At 66.4% G+C, this 17,817-nt stretch carries 15 protein-coding genes; 7 read left to right on the top strand and 8 right to left on the bottom strand.

Annotated elements, in window-relative coordinates:
* Positions 1–28 precede the first annotated feature (28 nt).
* Together JOF56_RS11865 and JOF56_RS11860 are read right to left on the bottom strand one after the other, a co-directional pair.
* Positions 29–595 (bottom strand): TetR/AcrR family transcriptional regulator, encoded by a 567-nt coding sequence (locus JOF56_RS11865; RefSeq protein ID WP_209648192.1) that lies wholly within the window; start codon positions 593–595, stop codon positions 29–31.
* Between the two features lie 4 nt (positions 596–599).
* On the bottom strand, positions 600–926 hold the full coding sequence (locus JOF56_RS11860; protein ID WP_209637205.1) for a DMT family transporter: 327 nt from the start codon (positions 924–926) through the stop codon (positions 600–602).
* A gap of 114 nt (positions 927–1,040) precedes the next feature.
* Here JOF56_RS11860 and JOF56_RS11855 point away from each other — a divergent pair, with 114 nt between their 5' ends.
* From JOF56_RS11855 to JOF56_RS11845, 3 genes are all read left to right on the top strand, one after another.
* Positions 1,041–3,215 (top strand): (Fe-S)-binding protein, encoded by a 2,175-nt coding sequence (locus JOF56_RS11855; protein WP_209637203.1) that lies wholly within the window; start codon positions 1,041–1,043, stop codon positions 3,213–3,215.
* Positions 3,216–3,365: 150 nt separating this feature from the next.
* On the top strand, positions 3,366–4,733 hold the full coding sequence (locus JOF56_RS11850) for a dihydrolipoyl dehydrogenase family protein (protein WP_209637200.1): 1,368 nt from the start codon (positions 3,366–3,368) through the stop codon (positions 4,731–4,733).
* Positions 4,730–5,731, top strand: coding sequence for a cation diffusion facilitator family transporter (locus JOF56_RS11845; protein ID WP_209637198.1), 1,002 nt, complete (start codon positions 4,730–4,732; stop codon positions 5,729–5,731). Before JOF56_RS11850 ends, JOF56_RS11845 begins: the two co-directional genes overlap by 4 nt.
* Here the strand turns inward: JOF56_RS11845 and JOF56_RS11840 are convergent.
* Entirely contained in the window at positions 5,708–6,577 is an 870-nt protein-coding gene (locus JOF56_RS11840) for an alpha/beta fold hydrolase (RefSeq protein ID WP_307855054.1), read from the bottom strand. The two genes, JOF56_RS11845 and JOF56_RS11840, sit on opposite strands and share 24 nt — an antisense overlap.
* 129 nt (positions 6,578–6,706) lie before the next feature.
* Here JOF56_RS11840 and JOF56_RS59475 point away from each other — a divergent pair, with 129 nt between their 5' ends.
* Complete coding sequence (locus JOF56_RS59475; protein ID WP_307855785.1) at positions 6,707–6,877, top strand: LuxR C-terminal-related transcriptional regulator; 171 nt, start codon at positions 6,707–6,709, stop codon at positions 6,875–6,877.
* A 6-nt stretch (positions 6,878–6,883) separates the two neighbouring features.
* Here JOF56_RS59475 and JOF56_RS11830 read toward each other — a convergent pair whose 3' ends face one another.
* The 3 genes from JOF56_RS11830 to JOF56_RS11820 are packed head-to-tail and all read right to left on the bottom strand — an operon-like array spanning position 6,884 to position 10,220.
* Positions 6,884–7,504, bottom strand: coding sequence for a GntR family transcriptional regulator (locus tag JOF56_RS11830; protein WP_209637193.1), 621 nt, complete (start codon positions 7,502–7,504; stop codon positions 6,884–6,886).
* Positions 7,501–9,744: a xanthine dehydrogenase family protein molybdopterin-binding subunit gene (locus JOF56_RS11825; RefSeq protein WP_209637191.1), complete on the bottom strand. Its 2,244-nt coding sequence runs from the start codon at positions 9,742–9,744 to the stop codon at positions 7,501–7,503. The genes JOF56_RS11830 and JOF56_RS11825 overlap by 4 nt, the downstream gene beginning before the upstream one ends.
* Positions 9,741–10,220 carry a (2Fe-2S)-binding protein gene (locus tag JOF56_RS11820; protein ID WP_209637189.1) on the bottom strand — a complete coding sequence of 160 codons (480 nt, stop codon included), beginning with the start codon at positions 10,218–10,220 and terminating at the stop codon, positions 9,741–9,743. Before JOF56_RS11820 ends, JOF56_RS11825 begins: the two co-directional genes overlap by 4 nt.
* Before the next feature lie 110 nt (positions 10,221–10,330).
* Here JOF56_RS11820 and JOF56_RS11815 point away from each other — a divergent pair, with 110 nt between their 5' ends.
* Positions 10,331–11,548: an RNA-guided endonuclease InsQ/TnpB family protein gene (locus tag JOF56_RS11815; protein ID WP_307855053.1), complete on the top strand. Its 1,218-nt coding sequence runs from the start codon at positions 10,331–10,333 to the stop codon at positions 11,546–11,548.
* 14 nt (positions 11,549–11,562) lie between these two features.
* Here JOF56_RS11815 and JOF56_RS11810 read toward each other — a convergent pair whose 3' ends face one another.
* Both JOF56_RS11810 and JOF56_RS11805 read right to left on the bottom strand, forming a co-directional pair.
* The gene (locus JOF56_RS11810) at positions 11,563–13,827 is read right to left on the bottom strand and encodes a xanthine dehydrogenase family protein molybdopterin-binding subunit (protein WP_245378240.1); all 2,265 of its coding nucleotides are present in this window, start codon (positions 13,825–13,827) and stop codon (positions 11,563–11,565) included.
* Between the two features lie 44 nt (positions 13,828–13,871).
* Positions 13,872–14,705 carry an FAD binding domain-containing protein gene (locus JOF56_RS11805; RefSeq protein ID WP_209637186.1) on the bottom strand — a complete coding sequence of 278 codons (834 nt, stop codon included), beginning with the start codon at positions 14,703–14,705 and terminating at the stop codon, positions 13,872–13,874.
* A gap of 44 nt (positions 14,706–14,749) precedes the next feature.
* Between JOF56_RS11805 and JOF56_RS11800 the strand changes: the two genes are divergently transcribed.
* Positions 14,750–15,412: an enoyl-CoA hydratase/isomerase family protein gene (locus tag JOF56_RS11800; protein WP_209637184.1), complete on the top strand. Its 663-nt coding sequence runs from the start codon at positions 14,750–14,752 to the stop codon at positions 15,410–15,412.
* Entirely contained in the window at positions 15,409–17,817 is a 2,409-nt protein-coding gene (locus JOF56_RS57830) for an AMP-binding protein (protein WP_245378239.1), read from the top strand. Before JOF56_RS11800 ends, JOF56_RS57830 begins: the two co-directional genes overlap by 4 nt.

The raw sequence follows: 17,817 nt of genomic DNA, 5'->3' as shown, positions 1-17,817 counted from the left end.
ATCCGGGCACAGCCCTGGGTGATCAAGATCAGGGTTTTGAGGGTCGCATGAGGTAGGCGATCACCGGTTCGAGCTCCGCCACGGTCGGCGGCTCGTCGTCGATCAGGCCCTGCATCAGCAGGCCGTCCATGCCGGCCAGGAAAGCCCGGAACGCGACCTCGTCGTCGTGCTGGACAAGGCTTGTCAGCACGTCAAGCCACAGGCGCGCGGCCGGGCGCAGCGCCGGACGACGGGCCGCGAACAGGTACAGCTCGTACTCGGCCATGGTCCGGCCGCGCTGTGGGCCGAGCGACTCCACGATCATCTCGGCGACCTCGCGGGCACCCTGACTTCCCCTGATCCGGGCCCGCTCCACCAGATCCCGTACCGCGAAGGCGAAACTGTCCGCGCACGCTGTGAGCGTGGCGACGAGCAGGTCTTCCAGGCTTGCGAAGTGGTACGTCGTCGACGTCGTGGGCACCCCGGCCTCTTTCGCGACGGTCCGGTGCGTCACCCCGGCCACGCCGTCGCGCTCGATCACGCGCAGCGTCGCCGCGATGAGATCCTGCCGCCGCTTGTCACCCCGGGCTTTGCGGCCGTCGACCTGCTGTCCGATCACCTCAGTGCGCCCTGCCGAGTTCGAGCATCACGACGCCGCCGATCACCAGCAGCAGGCCGCCGGCCATCGTCCAGTTGATCGGTTCGCCCAGGAACAACGCCCCGATCAAGGCGACCGCGGCGATACCCGCGGCGGCCCAGATCGCGTACGCGACGCCGACCGGGAATCCGTCCTTGAGCAGCTTGCTCAGCACGCCGAAGGCGACGACGTAGCCGACGACCACGACGACGCTCGGCACGAGTCTCGAGAAGTTCTCCGACAGCTTCAGGGCCGTCGTCGCCGACACCTCGCCCACAATCGCGATGCTCAATAGCAGGTAGGGGTGCATGCTGGCCAGTTTAGCCGAGTTAACGGGACTATCGTCCCAATAGTTTGCCAATTTGCGCGATCCAGATCACGCTGGACTGGTTACTGACGAGTAACTTCGGTTACCGTCCCCGCCATGACAGCTTTGGGGCTGATCCTCGGGATCGTCTGCGCACTGCTGACCGCGGTCGCGGTCGTCATGACGACCATGACGGTGCGCAAGATGCTGGCCACGATCCGGCTCGGGCAGCCGGACTCGACGCGCAACGGCCCCTTCGGCCGTCGGCTGGGGACCATGCTCAAAGAGGTCCTGGGGCACACCCGGATGCTCAAGTGGAGCCACGTCGGGGTGCTGCACTGGTTCGTGATGGCCGGGTTCGGCGGGCTGATCCTGAGCGTCGTCGCCGCGTACGGCGAGGTGTTCGTGCCCAGCTGGGACCTGCCCGTGATCGGGCACTGGGGACCGTACAACCTGTTCGTCGAGCTGCTCGGCATCTCGACCGTCCTGGGCATCCTCGGCCTGGTCTACATCCGGCTGAGCAACCACCCGCGTTTCAAGGGCCGCAAGTCGCGGTTCACCGGCTCGCGGATGGGCCGGGCGTACTTCGTCGAGGCGATCGTGCTGATCGAAGGCCTTGGCGTGATGGGCATCCGTGCCGCCAAGTACGCCGCGGGCTACTTCGACGTGCCGACGTGGTCGGCGCCGGTGTCCAAGCTGATCGGCTCGCTGCTGCCCGCCGAACCCGCGCTGGTCTCGGTGTTCGCCGCGATGAAGATCTTCAGCGCGATGATCTGGCTGATCGTGATCTCGCTGAACACCACCATGGGCGTGGCGTGGCACCGGTTCACCGCGTTCTTCAACATCTACTTCAAGCGCAACGAGGGCACCGCGCTCGGCGCGTTGAAGCCGATGATGAGCGGCGGCAAGCCGCTGGACTTCGAGGAGGCCGACCCCGAGAAGGACGTCTTCGGCGCAGGCAAGGTCGAGGACTTCTCCTGGAAGGGCTGGCTGGACTTCACCACGTGCACCGAATGCGGCCGCTGCCAGTCGCAGTGCCCGGCGTGGAACACCGAGAAGCCGTTGTCCCCCAAGATGGTCATCACCCAACTGCGCGACCACGCCTACGCCAAAGCGCCGTACCTGCTGGCCGGTGGCCGCCGGGACATGGCAGGCGACGAGATCGGCCTGGACTCGCACGCCGGGATCGACGTCCTCGCACTGGCGGAGTCGGAGAAGGCCCTGATCGGCGACGTGATCGACCCGGACGCACTGTGGTCGTGCACCACCTGTGGCGCCTGCGTCGAGCAGTGCCCGGTGGACATCGAGCACGTGGACCACATCGTCGACATGCGCCGCTACCAGGTGATGATCGAGTCGAACTTCCCGGCCGAGCTCAACGGCATGTTCAAGAACCTGGAGAACAAGGGCAATCCCTGGGGCCAGAACGCCGGCGACCGGCTGGCCTGGACCGAGGACCTGGACTTCGAGGTCCCGGTCTACGACGGCTCGGCGGACTTCGAGTACCTGTTCTGGGTCGGCTGCGCGGGCGCGTTCGAGGACAAGGCCAAGAAGACCACCCGCGCGGTGGCGGAACTGCTGCACATCGCGGGCGTGAAGTACGTGGTGCTGGGCTCAGAGGAAGCCTGCACCGGCGACCCGGCCCGGCGGGCGGGCAACGAGTTCCTCTTCCAGATGCTGGCCCAGCAGAACGTCGAGGTCCTCAACGGGGTCTTCGAAGGCCGCAAGGTCAAGAAGATCGTCGCCACCTGTGCGCACTGCTTCAACACCCTCGGCAACGAGTACCCGGAGCTGGGCGGCCAGTTCGAGGTCGTGCACCACACCCAGTTGCTCAACCGCCTGGTGCGCGAACGCAAGCTGGTGCCGGTCGCCCCGATCGCCGAGGACGTGACCTACCACGACCCGTGCTACCTGGGCCGCCACAACCAGGTCTACGAGGCACCCCGTGAGCTGATCGGCGCTTCGGGCGTGTCCATGCGGGAAATGCCGCGCCACGGCGACAAGTCGATGTGCTGCGGTGCCGGCGGCGCCCGGATGTGGATGGAAGAGCGAATCGGCAAGCGGATCAACGTCGAGCGCGTGGACGAGGCCCTCGGCACGGCGCCCACGAAGATCGCCACCGGCTGCCCGTTCTGCCGCGTGATGCTCAACGACGGCCTCACCCAGCGCAAGAGCGACGGCACCGCCAAGGAGAGCATCGAGGTCGTGGACGTGTCGCAGCTGCTGCTGACAGCGGTGAAACGCGGCCAGCCGAAACCCGAGCCGACCAGGGAGAACGCACCTTCCACCTGATCGAGCGCGGGTATTGAGCTGCTGGATCTGCAGGAAACCGGGTGACAGCGGGCCCTGAGAAGCAAGGCCGCCGGCGCGGGCAGCCGATATGCAGATTCTCGCCGTGAAGCGCTAGTCGCGCTGAGGCCGCATTCGTGGTGGGGTGTGGCCATGACTGTTGAGGATGTGGACGTCGTCGTCATCGGGTTGGGTCCGGGCGGTGAGGCAATCGCCGCCCGGCTCGCCAGGGCCGGACTGTCGGTTGTCGGCGTGGACGCCCGGCTGGTCGGCGGCGAATGTCCGTACTACGCCTGCATTCCGACAAAGATGATGATCCGGGCAGCGGACGCCCTGGCTGAGGCACGCCGCGCGAACGAGCTGGCCGGGTCCGTGCAGATCAAGCCCGACTGGGCGCCGGTCGCGGCACGGGTCCGTCACGACGCCACGGACAACTGGAACGACCAGGTGGCAGTGGACCGGCTGCTCGCCTCCGGGGCGAGGTTCGAGCGCGGCTGGGGCAAGATCACCGGCGCGGACGAGGTCACTGTCTCCACTTCGGACGGCGACAAGGTGTTCCGCGTTCGCAAGGGCGTGGTGCTCAACCCGGGGACCGATCCGGCGATCCCGCCGATCGACGGGCTGACCGATACTCCATTGTGGACAAACAGGGAGGCGGTCGCCACCGAGACTGTGCCGTCGTCGCTGATCGTGCTGGGCGGCGGGCCGGTCGGCTGCGAGTTCGCGCAGGTCTTCTCCCGGTTCGGCGCTTCGGTGACGCTTGTCCAGTCCGGACCGCGGTTGTTGCCGAACGACGAGCCCGAGTCGAGCGACCTGCTCCGCGAGGTGTTCGAGCGCGAGGGCATCCGCGTGGTCACGGGTTCACGCGCGACCAAAGTGGAGTACGACGGCACCAACTTCCACCTCCAGGTCGGCGACGAAACGCTTACCGCGGAACAGCTTCTGGTTGCGACGGGCCGAACCACGGACCTGAGCGCGCTCGGTGTGAAGGCCGCCGGCATCCCCGACGACGGCAGGGTCATCAACGTCGACGAACGGATGCGCGCGGCGGACAAGGTGTGGGCGATCGGCGACATCGTCGGCAAGGGTGCGTTCACGCACATGTCGATGTACCACGCGGACATCGCGGCAGCCGACATCCTCGGGGAGGACGGCCCGCAGGCCCAGTACCACGCGGTTCCGCACGCCACGTTCACCGATCCCGAGGTCGCGTCGGTCGGTCTGACGCAGGCCGAGGCCGAGAAACAGGGCATCAACGTCCGCGTCGGCCTGACCAAACTGCCCGACTCGTCCAGGGGATACATCCACAAGCTCGGCAACGACGGGTTGATCAAACTGGTGGAGGACGCCGACCGCGGTGTCCTGGTCGGAGCGTCGGCCGTGGGGCCCGGCGCCGGGGAAATCCTTGGCGCGCTTCTGGTCGCCGTGCACGCACAGGTCCCCACGAGCACACTGAAGGGCATGATCCTGGCGTACCCGACGTTCCACCGTGCGATCGGCTCCGCGCTGGCCGAACTGTGAGCTCACCCGAGGAGAAACCGGGCGGCGAGAGCACCCTCACCGTCGTCCTGGCGCTGCTGGTCAACCTGGCGATCGCGGCCATGAAACTGATCGCCGGGCTGATCACCGGCTCGGCCGCGATGCTCGCCGAGGCGGCGCACTCGGTCGCGGACACGTTCACCGAGGCGTTGCTGCTGACCGCTTTGCGCCGCTCGGAGCGTCCGGCCGATCGCGCGCATCCCTTCGGCTACGGCAAAGAGCGGTACTTCTGGTCGTTGCTGGCGGCGGTGTCGATCTTCGTGTCGGGCGCGGTGTTCTCGTTCTACGAGGGATTCAGCGCGATTTTCGGCGAACCGGTCGAGCAGGAGTCGCCGATAGTCGCCTACATCGTGCTGGCGATCGCGTTCGCGTTGGAGTCGGTCTCGTGGGCGCAGGCGGTCCGCCAGACGCGCCGGGAGGCCCGCGCCGAGAGCCGGACAATCGTGGAATACCTGCGCCACAGCGACGATCCGACGTCCAAGACCGTGTTGTTCGAAGACAGTGCGGCGCTGCTGGGACTGTTGATCGCGTTCGCGGGCATCGGCCTGCACCAGCTCACCGGGTCGCAGCTCGCGGACGGCATCGCGTCGCTGATGATCGGGCTGTTGCTGGCTGGCGTGGCGTACCTGCTGTGCAGGACCAACCTCGGGCTGCTGATCGGCCGTCAGGCCGACCCAGTCCTGGTTCGCGGGATCGGCAAGCGATTGCGCGAAGCGCCCGAAGTCGAGGCCGTGGTCGATCTGCTGACGATGACCACTGGAACCGACAGCGTGCTGGTGTGCGCCCGGCTGGACTTCGACGACTCGCTGGGCGCAGCCGACCTGGAACGCGCATGCGTCCGGATCGACGGCGAACTGCGGGCCGAGTTCCCGGAACTGTCCGAGATCTTCCTGGAACCCGTGCCCCGCAACGATCCTGAGCTGCGCGCCAAAGTCCTGGCCCGCTACGGAACCGAGCTACATGGTGGCGCCGCTAAGTGACCGCGGGTCGCGGCGGCGCCACGAGCCACGGTCCACAGCCGAGATGAACCTGTCGACAACGGCGTTGAACAGGTCCGGCTCCTCAAGATTCGCGGTATGCCCAGTCTGCGGCAGAACAGCCAGCCCAGACGTCGGGATAGTGCGTTTGAGCATGAGATCCGGCTCCAGACAGCCCTCATCCTCATCGCCGACCACAATCAGCACCGGCGTCTCAACCTTCGCAAGCTCATCCCGAAGCGCATACAACGAAGGCCGCGAAGCCTGCACACCCCGCATAGTCAGCGCCGAGCCAAGCGACGAATGCTGAGCCAACCCCTCAGCAAATTCGGCCCAACCACGCGGATTCTTGTTCTGGAACTGCACACGCGCAGGCCCGACGGCGTACGACTTCGCCACCTCGGCAGCACCCTTGTGCTCAAAGCTGTCCGCAGTCGCGTGACACTCCGCGCGAAACCCTTCCTGCCTTTCGGGCTGCGCTCCGTAACCCGCACCCGCGACAACCGCAGAGGCAACCCGGTCCGGGTGGTTGAGGACCAGGTGCAACGTAGTGAAACCACCCATCGACAGCCCCACAACATGGGCCTTCTCAACCTTCAGGGCATCGAGAACAGAGATCGCGTCCTTGACCGCACGCTGCTGCGAATACGCCGCAGGATCAGTCGGCACATCCGAGGGCGGATAGCCACGCGCCGAGTAGGTAATGCATCGATGAGTGTTCGAGAAGTACCGGACCTGAGGCTCCCAGCTCCGGTGATCCCCCGCGAACTCATGCACGAACAGCAGAGGAAACCCCGACCCAGCCTCTTCTACGTGCAGAAACACCCCGTCGTCGGTCTCAATCCCCACCACAGACCACCCTCCGACTTGATATACCAACTGGTATACCAGGTTCCGTTACGAATGTCTCCGGAGTCTCGCCACGAGCTCGCCCCACTGCCGTGCCTGATGCCCCAACTCGTCATGAAGCGCTGACAAATCCTCGATCACAGCCGCCTGACACCGCAGATCGCGGGCACGCTCGGGATGAGCGAGAAGACGGTGGAGAACAACCTCACCCGCCTGTTCGCCAGGACCGGCTGCCGTTCCCGGCTGGACCTGACGCTGGCCTGCATGCAAGGACGGCTCCGGCTCAGCAGTGCGGCCTGAGGGGTCTCAGTCGAGGGGTTCGGCTCCCATGATGTGTTCGTAGGTGGCTTTGCGGGCGGCTTCGGCGTCGCCTTGGCGGAGGGCTTCGATGATCTGTTCGTGTTGTTTGATGGATTCGGCGTGACTGCGGGCTACGCGGGGGCCGCCGTGCAGGGCCTGCCAGAGCAGGCGCATCAGGGACAGCAGCAGGGGGCTGTGGGCGTATTCGTAGAGGGTGAAGTGGAATTCGCGGTTCAGCTCCGGGTATGCGGGGTCGTTCTCGGCGAGGTCGCGCATGCGGTCGTTGAGCTGGGTCAGTTTGGCGAGGCCTGCTTCGTCGACCTTGGGGGCGGCCAGCGCCGCGCCGAGGGATTCGAGGGCGGCGCGGATCTGGTAGTTCTCCTCGGTCGAGCCGGAGTCGGCTTCGACGACTGTGAAGCCTCGGTGGGCGTCGCCGACGACCAGGCCTTCGGATTCGAGTCTGCGCATCGCCTCGCGGACGGGGGTCTGACTGACGTGGAACCGGGCGGCGAGGTCACGCTGTCTGAGCTGCTTTCCGGCCGGCAGTTCGCCGGTGATGATCAGCTCGCGGATCAGCGCGACCACCATGTCGGTCTTGCTGACGTAGTTCAACGTCGGCTCCGTCATTTCCCCTCCTTGATGAGACCGCGCACCCGCTCCGCGGTCATCGGCAAACACCCCACCGAACCGGTGAGGCCCAGCGCGTCCCGGATCGCCCCCGCGATGGCCGCACCGGCCGCGGTCAGCCCACCTTCACCCGCACCCTTGACCCCCAAGGGGTTTCCCGGCGCTGGTGCGTCCTGCGCCACCAGGATGTCGATCGGCGGCAGCTCGGCCGCGGTCGGCATCAGGTAGTCCATGAACGTCACCGCCTGTGGCTGCCCGGCGTCGTCGTACCGGAACTCCTCCAGCAAAGCGCCCCCGACCCCCTGTGCGACACCACCGAGTAGCTGACCTTCCACCATTGTCGGATTGATCGCCCGGCCGACTTCGTACGCCACGAGGTAGCGAAGCACCTTCACCTGTCCCGTTGCAGCGTCCACGTCCACCAGAACGATATGCACACCGTACGGATACGTCATGTGTTCGACCTCGAAGCGGCGGCGTTCGGTCAGGCCGGCGGGTTCGTCCGGCAGCAAATGGGGACTACCCGGCCGGCACGCCTTGGCAACATCCGCGAACGTGACACTTGAACCGGGTGCGCCTTTCACACCGATGGCGCCGTTACGCACCTCAAGATCTTCTTCGGCGACTTCGAGCATCCGCGACGCTATTTCTACCGCCCGTTGGCGGACTGCCAAAGCCGCGCGGTGCACAGCACTACCGCCGACAACGGTCGACCGCGATGCCCACGAACCCCCGCCGAACGGCTGCAGATTCGTGTCGCCGTTGATCACTGTGATCACGGCCGGATCGACGCCGAGCGCGTCCGCGGTGACTTGCGCGAGCGCCGTCTCGATGCCCTGGCCGAGCGATGTTCCACCCGAATGGACGCGCACATCGCCGGACGGGCTGATCATCACATCAGCCGTCTCCTGCGGGCCCAGACCGCTCTTCTCCAGGAACATCGCCACGCCGAGCCCGGCCTGACGGCCGGCACGCAGCTTCTCCACCTCGGCGAAATAGCCGAGCCGGTCGGCCTCGACCATCGCCTTGTCCAGCAGGCCGATGTAATCACCCGAATCGAGCACCACGTCTGTCCCGAGCGTGCTCATTTCCCTGGTGTGCGGCAATTCCCCGGCGGCCAGCAGGTTTTTGCGGCGCAGTTCGACGCGGTCGATGCCGAGGCGGTCAGCGGCCACGTCGAGCAGCTGCTCGCGCACCGCGGTGCCTTCGAATCGGCCTGGGGCACGATATGTCCCGCAGGGGGTCTTGTTGGTCAGCATCACGCGAATCCGGCCGTTGAACACCGGAACTCTATACGGGCCAGGGAACATCGCCACAGTCAGCTCGGGCACGATGATCCCGTGGGTACGGGCGTAGGCACCGTTGTCGTGCAGAACCTCGTCACGCAAGGCAAGCAGCGTTCCGGTTTTGTCGAACGCCGCCGCCGCGACATGCCGCTGCTGGCGGGAATGGTTGACCGCGACCAGATGCTCGGCACGATCCTCCACCCACTTAACCGGTTTGCACAGTTTCCGGGCCAGCCAGGGCACGAGGAAATCCTCGGGATAGAACTCACCGCGCACGCCGAAGCCGCCGCCGGCGTCCATGGCGTGCACGTGGATCAGGTTCTCGTCGATGCCGAGCATCCGGCTCAGCACGTCCCGGTTGAACACCGGCACCTTTGTCATGCCGAATATCTGCAGCGCGCCGGTCGCCGGGTCGACGTCGGCCAGCAGCGCCCTCGGTTCCAGCGGGACGGCACTGTGCCTGCCGACGTCGAACTCTATCTCCACGACATGGTCGGCGTTCTGGAAAGCCTGCTCGACGTCGCCGTAACCGAGCTCGAACTCCGCGGCCAGCTGACCATCGCCAGTCTCGACCGCGACTGGGAGCTCGTCGAACTCGATCTCGACCTGCTCGGCGATGTCCTCGGCTTCATACGGGTCGTCGGCCAGCACCACAGCGACCGGCTCGCCGACGTACCGCACGGTCTGCGACGCCAGAACCGGCTGGAGGAACTCGTCCAGGTCGATGTCCTGAACCTTCAACCGAACCGGAATTCGCAGGTCAGACGGCAAGTCCGCGGCTGTGATCACGCCTGGCGGGGCGCTGATCGACACGATCCGGCCGTGCGCGACCGGCGAGCGGACCACACGCATCCACAGCTGCCCGGGGCGGTCCTGGTCGTCACCGAACCGGCCAAGACCACGTAGTAGCCGCGGATCCTCCTTGCGTGGCAGCCGCTCGCCGATGAACGTCATCCCGCGCGCTCCTCGGCGACTTGCCGGACCGCCTCGACAATGCCCTGGTATCCGGTGCAGCGGCAGAGGTTGGACGCCACCACCTCGCGCACTTCGGCCTCGTCTGGCACACCGTCCTTTTCAGCCAGGTATGCCTCGGACAGCATCAGGAACCCGGGCGTGCAGAACCCGCACTGCAGGCCGTGGCACCGGCTGAAAGCCTTCTGCAGATCGGAAAGCTCCTCGCCGTCGGACAGGCCCTCGACCGTACGGACGTCACAACCGTCGGCCTGTACGCCGAACACCAGGCAGGCCCGCACCGGCTCGCCGTCGAGCAGAACCGTGCACGCGCCGCAGATCCCGTGTTCACACCCGATATGGGTGCCGGTGTAGCCGAGATCGTGGCGCAGCACGTCGGCGAGAGTGCGCCGGGACTCGACCACGATTTCGTGCTCTTTGCCGTTGACCGTCAGCGCGATCAGATGGATGTCCTTCATCGAAACTCCAATCGGCGGAGATCCTCAGCTTCAGCCGTAGGGAGGAACCTGTCCCCGCCAGGACCAGCCCCTTCACGACGTTCACATGCAGGCTTGTCAGGCTGTAAGGCGTGTCGAAGACGCTGGCGAAGCGGGCTTACAAATACCGCTTTTCTCCGACGGTGCAGCAGGAGCAGGAGTTGCTGCGCACATTCGGCTGTGTCCGGCTGGTGTACAACAAGGCACTCGAAACCAGGACGGCCGCGTGGTACGCCGAGCAGCGGCGAGTGAACTATGCCGAGACCTCCGCGATGCTCACCGGCTGGAAGAAGACCGAGAACCTCGCGTTCCTCAATGAGGTCTCGTCGGTGCCGTTGCAGCAGTGCCTGCGGCACCTGCAAGGCGCGTTCGTCAACTTCTGGGAGAAACGCGCACAGTACCCGCGGTTCAAGGGCAGGAAGCGGGGAAAGGCATCGGCGGAGTACACCCGGTCGGCGTTCCGCTGGCGCGACGGCCAGCTGACGCTGGCCAAAATGGATCAGCCGCTGGCGATCGTGTGGTCGCGTCCGCTGCCTGAAGGGACGGAGCCGTCCACTGTCACCGTGTCCCGAGACAGTGCTGGGCGTTGGTTCGTGTCGATTCTCGTCGATACCACCATCGCCCACCTGCCGCCCACACACGCCGCGGTCGGTGTGGACGCCGGGATCACCAGCCTGGTGACGCTGTCCACCGGAGAGAAGCTCATCAACCCGCGGCACGAGAAACGCGATCGCGTCCGGCTCGCGCTGGCTCAGAGATGTCTGGCACGTAAGCAGAAAGGCTCCAGCAACCGGGCCAAAGCCCGCCAGAAGGTCGCGCGGATCCACGCTCGGATCACCGACCGCAGGCGAGACTTTCTGCACAAACTGACCACTCGGCTCGTTCGTGAGAACCAAACGATCGTGATCGAGGACCTGAACGTGTCCGGCATGCTGCGCAACGGCAGCCTGGCACGCGCTATTTCCGACGCCGCATGGTGGGAGTTCCGTTTCCAGTTGGAGTACAAAGCAGCCTGGTATGGCCGCGAGGTGATCGCGGTTGACCAGTGGTTCCCGTCGAGCAAGACCTGCTCGGAGTGCGGACTGCTGCTCGACACCTTGCCCTTGGGCGTGCGGGAATGGACATGTCCCGGGTGTGGTGTCACGCATGATCGCGACGTGAACGCGTCGCGCACCATTCTGGCCGCCGGGCTGGCGGTCACTGCCTGTGGAGGCGGTGTCAGACCAACCCGGCAACGGCCGGCGAGGCAGTCGCCTGTGAAGCAGGAAACCCAACCCGCGAGAGTTGGAATCCCCCGTCCTCAAGTTTAGGCCTGGGGAGAAAGTCAATTCAGCACGTCCTCCGGCAGAACAGGAATGTGGTCGAACTCGGCGCCAGTGTGCGCCAACGCGTCGTTCACCGCGTTCAGCACCGCCGCGGGAGCGCCGATCGTGCCGCCCTCGCCCATGCCCTTCGAGCCGTTCTCGCTGAACTGCGAGGGCGTCTCCAGGTGGTGGATCTCGATCGGGCAGATCTCGGTCGCGGTCGGTACCAGGTAGTCCATCAGTGTCGTGGTGGTCGGCTGCCCTTCGGGGTCGAACGTGATCCGTTCGTAGAGCGCGGCCGCGATTCCCTGCGCGACACCGCCGCGCACCTGGCCGTCCACCACCAACGGGTTGATGATCACCCCGCAGTCTTCCACGACCATGAACCTGCGGGCCCGGATCTCGCCCGTTCCGGGGTCCACCGAAACGAGCACGGCGTGGCACGCGTTGGAGAACGTGCCCGGCGGATCCGCGCTTTCCCGTGCCTCCAGGCCGTATCGGACTTCTTCGGGCAGTTTGTGCGTCTGGAAGTGCACGATCCGGGCGAGTTCGGCGATCGGCAGCGAAACGTCCGGCACACCCCGGACTCCCGCGGCGCCGGCTTTCAACTCGACGTCGTCCTCGCTGACCTCAAGCAGATGCGCGGCGACCTTCCTGAGCTGACCGGCCACCACATCGGCGGCCTTACGAGCGGCGCCACCGCCGATCACGATCGACCGGCTGCCGAACGTGCCCCAGCCGTACGACGTCAGATCGGTGTCGCCCTGCCTGAGCCGGACCTGGTCCGGGTGCACGCCCAACTGGTCGGCGACGATCTGGGCGAACGTCGTCTCGTGTCCTTGGCCGTGCCCGCAGGTCCCGGTCGTGACGATCACCTCGCCGGACGGGTCCATCCGCACGTGCGCGGTGTCGTACCCCGGGGTCATCCGCATTCGGCGCTGCGACATCGTCGGCGTGCCATAGGCCGTGCGCTCGGAGAAGCACGAAAACCCAATGCCCGCGTAGAGACCCTGCTCCCGCAGCTGGTCCCGTTCGGTGTACCAGCCGGCTTCGGTGATCTTCTTTTCGGTCAGGTCGAGGGACTCCAGGTAGCTGCCCTCGTCGTAGCTGATCTTGTTGATGCCGGTGTACGGGAACTCGCCGGGCAGGATCATGTTGCGGCGCCGGATCTCCACCGGGTCGATGCCCAGTTTCGCGGCGGCCTTGTCCATCAGCCGTTCCATCACGAGCACGATCTGCGGCCGGGACACGCCCCGGTACGGCGCGGTCGGGGCCTTGTTCGTGGCGAAGCCGCGTCCCCGCGCCCGGTACGCCGGAACCTTGTAGATGCCAGGCAGTTCGGTCGCGGCCATCAACGGTTCGACCGCGCAGGTGAACGGGAACACCGAGTAGGCCCCGATGTCACAGCGGACATCCGCGGCCAGGCCGAGGATCCGGCCGTCCTCGGCGAACGCGGCCTGGACGTCGTACTCCTGCTCGTGACCGTGCACGGACGCGGTCAGGTTCTCCTGCCGGTCCTCCACCCAGACGATCGGTTTGCGCAGCCGCATCGCGGCCGCCGCCAGGATGACTTCCTCGCGGCTGACCACGCATTTCTGGCCGAATCCGCCGCCTACGTCAGGCGCGATGACCCGGACCGAACGCTCCGGGATGTTCAACGCCTGCGCGATGCCGGACCTGGCCTGGTGCGGCACCTGTGTCGAGGTGTGCACGACGACCTGGCCGTCCCGGTCGTCCCACTCCGCCAGCGTCGCCCGGCCTTCCATCGGCAACGCGGAGACTCGCGCACTGGAGAACGTCACACTGATCGTCAACGGTGCCTGCGCGAAGATCCCGTCGAGCGCGGGATCGTCGAACATGACCAGGTCGACCAGGCAGTTCCCGGTTCCACTGTGGACCTCAGTGTCCGCCTTGAGCGCGGTGGCGATGTCCATCACGACAGGATCGGTGTCGTAGTCGACCTCGACGGCCTCGACGCCGTCCTCCGCCGAGTACGCGTCCTCCGCGATCACGACCGCCACCGGCTCGCTGACGAACCGGACCCGGTCACCGGCCAGCATCGGCATCTCGGTCGGCTTGAACTCGTCGCGCTCCAGCACCGACCGCAGGAACGGATCGCCGAAGTCCTTGCTGGTCAACACATCCACAACGCCGTCGACCCGTTTCGCCCTGCTGACGTCGATCGACTTGATCCGGGCCGCGGCGAACGGGCTGCGGACGAAACTCACGTGCAGCGTGTCCGCGCGAACCATGTCGGCGACGAAACGACCGCGCCCCAACAGCATCCGGCGGTCTTCTTTTCGAGGTACTCGCGCCCCGACCCACGCCGTCATGCCGCAGCCTCCGCCAGTGCACGGGCGACCAGCGTCGCCGTCAGTTTCTTGCGGTACTCACCGCTGCCGTGCCCGTCGGACGGCGGATTCACCTGCGCCGCAGCGGTTTCCCCGGCCGCGCGCCAGGTCTCCTCGGTGGCGGGCCGGCCTGCCAGATCGATCTCGACGATCTTGGGTTTCTCGGCCACACCACCCAGCACGATCTTCGACGTGAGTACCTCGTTCTCGGCCAGGTCCAGCCGGGCACTGGCTGCCACGATCGCGAAGTCGCCCTGACGCTGGGAGAACTCGGTCAGTGCGGCGTGCGGGGCCGGCTTGGGGAAGCGGACCTCCACGATCATCTCGTCCGGCTCGGCCGCGGTCATGAAGAAGCCGTGGAAGAACTGCTCGGCCGCGACTTCACGTTTCCCCGCCGGGCCTTGCAGCACGATCACGGCGTCGAGCAACACGGCCAGGATGCACCACTCAGCTGTCGAATCGCCGTGCGCGAGGCTGCCACCGAACGTGCCGCGGCAGCGGATGGGGTAGTGGCCGATCCATCGCGCGGCTTTCGACAGCACGCGGAATCCGTCGATCTTGGTCGTCTCAACGGTCCGATGCCTGGTCAGCGCGCCGATCCGGAGACCGCTGACGTCTCGTTCCAGGTAATCGAGGCCGGCGACGCGGGTGATGTCCACCAGCGCGCTCGGCCGAGCCAGCCGGAAGTTCATCATCGCGACCAGGCTCTGCCCACCGGCCAGGATCTTGGCGTCCGGCCCGAGTTCGGCCAGTTGCTCGATCGTGTCGTTCACGTCATACGCACGGTGGTAAGTGAACGCCGCTGGCTTCACAAGACCCCTTCCAACAGATCAGATCTGGTATACCATATTTCAGCATGCGCCTCGTCTGCGAGCGATCTGACGACTATGTGCGACTCAAGCTGAACCGACCCGAGCAGCGCAACGCCATGGACGAGCAGATGGTGTCCGGTCTGCTCGCCGCACTCGAGCAGTCGCCCGCCGAACCGGTCGTGCTCGGCAGCACCGATCCGACCATTTTCTCGGCGGGTGCGGACCTTACGGTGCCCGACGCCGAGCGAACCCGCCTGTCCGACCTGCTCTACCAGTGCTACGAACGCATGATCACCCGTCCCGGGCCGGTCATCGCGGTCGTCGAGGGAGCCGCCGTCGGCGGTGGTGCCCAGCTCGCCAGTGCCGCCGACCTGCGGATTTCCAGCCCGTCCGCGCGGTATCGGTGGGTCGGTCCCGGGCACGGGCTCGCGGTCGGCGCCTGGATCCTGCCGTCGTTGCTGGGGCGCAGCGCCGCGCTCGATCTGATGCTGAGCTCCCGGTGGCTTGATGCGGATGAGGCATATCGGCTCGGGTTCACCGGATTGGCCGACGACCCATGGGCTGCTGCTTCCCGAGCGGTTGCGCACATTCGTAGTTTGGACCCGTCGGCCGTCGCGCGGATCAAGTCGATCACCGCGGCGGACGGGCTCGTGCAGCGCCTTGCGATGGAACGGATGGGGAACGGGACCTGGTCAGGAGCAGTATGAGCGTCTCGTGGAGCGAGGAGTCCTGGCGCGTCCACCTGCCTGGGGTGGCTGATCCGGCAGCTTTCGTCGCTTCACTGGGCGCTTCGACCATTCCGCTGCTGGCCCAGGCCAGTGCCGAGCGTTCGCCGGACAAAGTCGCGCTGGTCATCGACTCCGAGGCGATCACGCACGGCGAACTGGACGCCTCGGCCGCCTGCGCCGCGGGCTGGTTCGCCGCCCGGTTCGAGCCTGGCTCGCGGGTCGTTCTTGCTGGGCCTTCATCTTTGGGGTTCGTGCGGTGTTACCTGGGCGCGTTGCGGGCCGGGATGGTCGTGGTGCTCGCCAATCCGTCGTACACGCCTGCCGAGCTCGATCACTTGGTCGCCGACTCAGGCGCTTCGCTGACACTGACGGACTTCGACGAGCCTGTCGGCGAGCCGCTCGCGCCGGTCGGCGGTCCGGACAATGTCGCCGTGCTCGCGTACACCTCCGGGACGACGGGGAAACCCAAAGGCGTTCCGTTGACACACCGGAACTTGCTCACTTCGATCCGGTCCGCGATGGCCGCATGGCAGTGGTCTGAAGATGACGTACTGACTCATGCCTTGCCGTTGTTCCACCAGCACGGACTCAGCGGGGTGCACGCGACGCTCATCGCCGGGTCGTCCGCCCGGATCTTCTCGAAGTTCTCGGATTCGCTGGTGGAGTCGATGCGCACGGCTTCGGTGCTGTTCGCCGTGCCGACGATCTACTCCAGGCTCGTCTCCTCGCCCGATGCGTTCGAAGGCTTGCGGTTGTGTGTCTGCGGCTCGGCTCCGCTGAGCACCGCGCTGGCTGCGCAGCTGCCGCGTGTTCCGTTGGTTCGTTACGGCACAACGGAATCAGGGCTCGACGTGTCCAATCCGCTGTCGGCGCCCCGGGCGGACACGGTCGGGATCCCGTTGCCAGGCGTGCACGTGCGGCTGGCCGACGAGGAGATCCAGCTTCGCGGGCCGCAGGTTTTCGCCGGCTACTGGGGTGACGCCGAGGATCCGTTCACACCCGACGGCTGGTTGCGTACTGGCGATCTCGGCGTGATCGAGGACGGTCATCTGGTGATCCGGGGGCGCAGCAAGGAACTCATCATCACGGGCGGGATGAACGTGTACCCGCGCGAGGTCGAGCTCGCGCTGGAAACACATCCCGCGGTGGTGGAGGCTGCCGTCGCCGGGATTCCCGATTCGCGATGGGGCGAGCAGGTCACTGCCTGGGCGGCGCTCCGCGAACCTGCTGATCTTCGCTCGCATGTCCGCGCGGTGCTGGCGCCCTACAAGATTCCCAAGCAGGTGTTCGAGGTCCGGTCGTTGCCGCGCAACCACATGGGCAAGATCGACCGCAAACGCCTGGTCTCGCCTGTTCAACGGGCTACCGAGCTTGGTGCGTTCGTGTCGGTTTCGCCTCCGCAGGACGGGATTCCGGTCGCGGTCAAGGACAACATCGCCGCTGATGCCACGGTCTGGAAGCGGTTGGTAGCCGCAGGGTGCTTCGAGGCGGGCCGGACGACGTTGCCCGAGCTGGCTTATTCGCTGGTCACGCCGGGATGTGTGAACCCCTGGGATCCTTCCCGGCACGCCGGCGGTTCGAGCGGCGGATCCGCTGTCGCGGTTGCCGTCGGCGCCGTCCGGTACGCACTGGGGACCGACACTGGCGGATCGATCCGTGTGCCGGCCGCTTTGTGTGGCGTGGCCGGCCTTCGGCCCACGTACGGCGCCCTGCCGATGGATGGCATCACCCCGTTGGCGCCGTCGATGGACACGGTCGGGCCGATCGCTTTGACAGCGGCCGATTGCCTGTGGATGTTCTCGGCGATGGGCGGCTCGGTGGCGCCTGTTCCCGCACGGCTCAAGGTCGGGGTCAACCTCCAGTTCTGTGGTCCCGATGTTCGAGAGGTTCTGCTCTCGGCCGTGGCCGCGTTGCCTGACGTTGTCGAAGTCGAGATCCCGGACGCCCGGCCGGCCGCTTCGTCGCTCATGCAGTCTGAGGCGCGGGAGCTGTACTGGGACCGGCGAAGTGAGTTCTCCCAGCAGGTTGTCGACGTGCTGACGCCCTCGTCGCCGGTCGTCGAGTTCCCTTCCTGGCCGTTTCCGGCGGATCTGGACGCGATCCTGCTGCCGGTCGTGCCGATGACCGCGGCGCCGCTCGATGCGTCCGGCCTGGAGTCGAAGTACTTCCGGTTCACCGCGCTGGCTTCGATCACCGGGTACCCGGCCTTGTCGGTACCCGCCGGTCTGGCCGATGGCCTGCCAGTTGGCGCGCAACTTCTCGCCCGCCCCGGTTCGGAATCGATACTCTGCCGACTGGGGACCATGATCGAGGGGACCGCGGCCGGTTCGGCTCTCGCTAACGCCCGAGCAGATCTGGTATACCAAATATCACCACCGAGGTGA

This window comes from Kibdelosporangium banguiense, from assembly GCF_017876405.1.
GTDB classification, from domain to species: Bacteria; Actinomycetota; Actinomycetes; order Mycobacteriales; family Pseudonocardiaceae; genus Kibdelosporangium; species Kibdelosporangium banguiense.
This window is presented reverse-complemented; position numbering and strand designations above follow the sequence as displayed.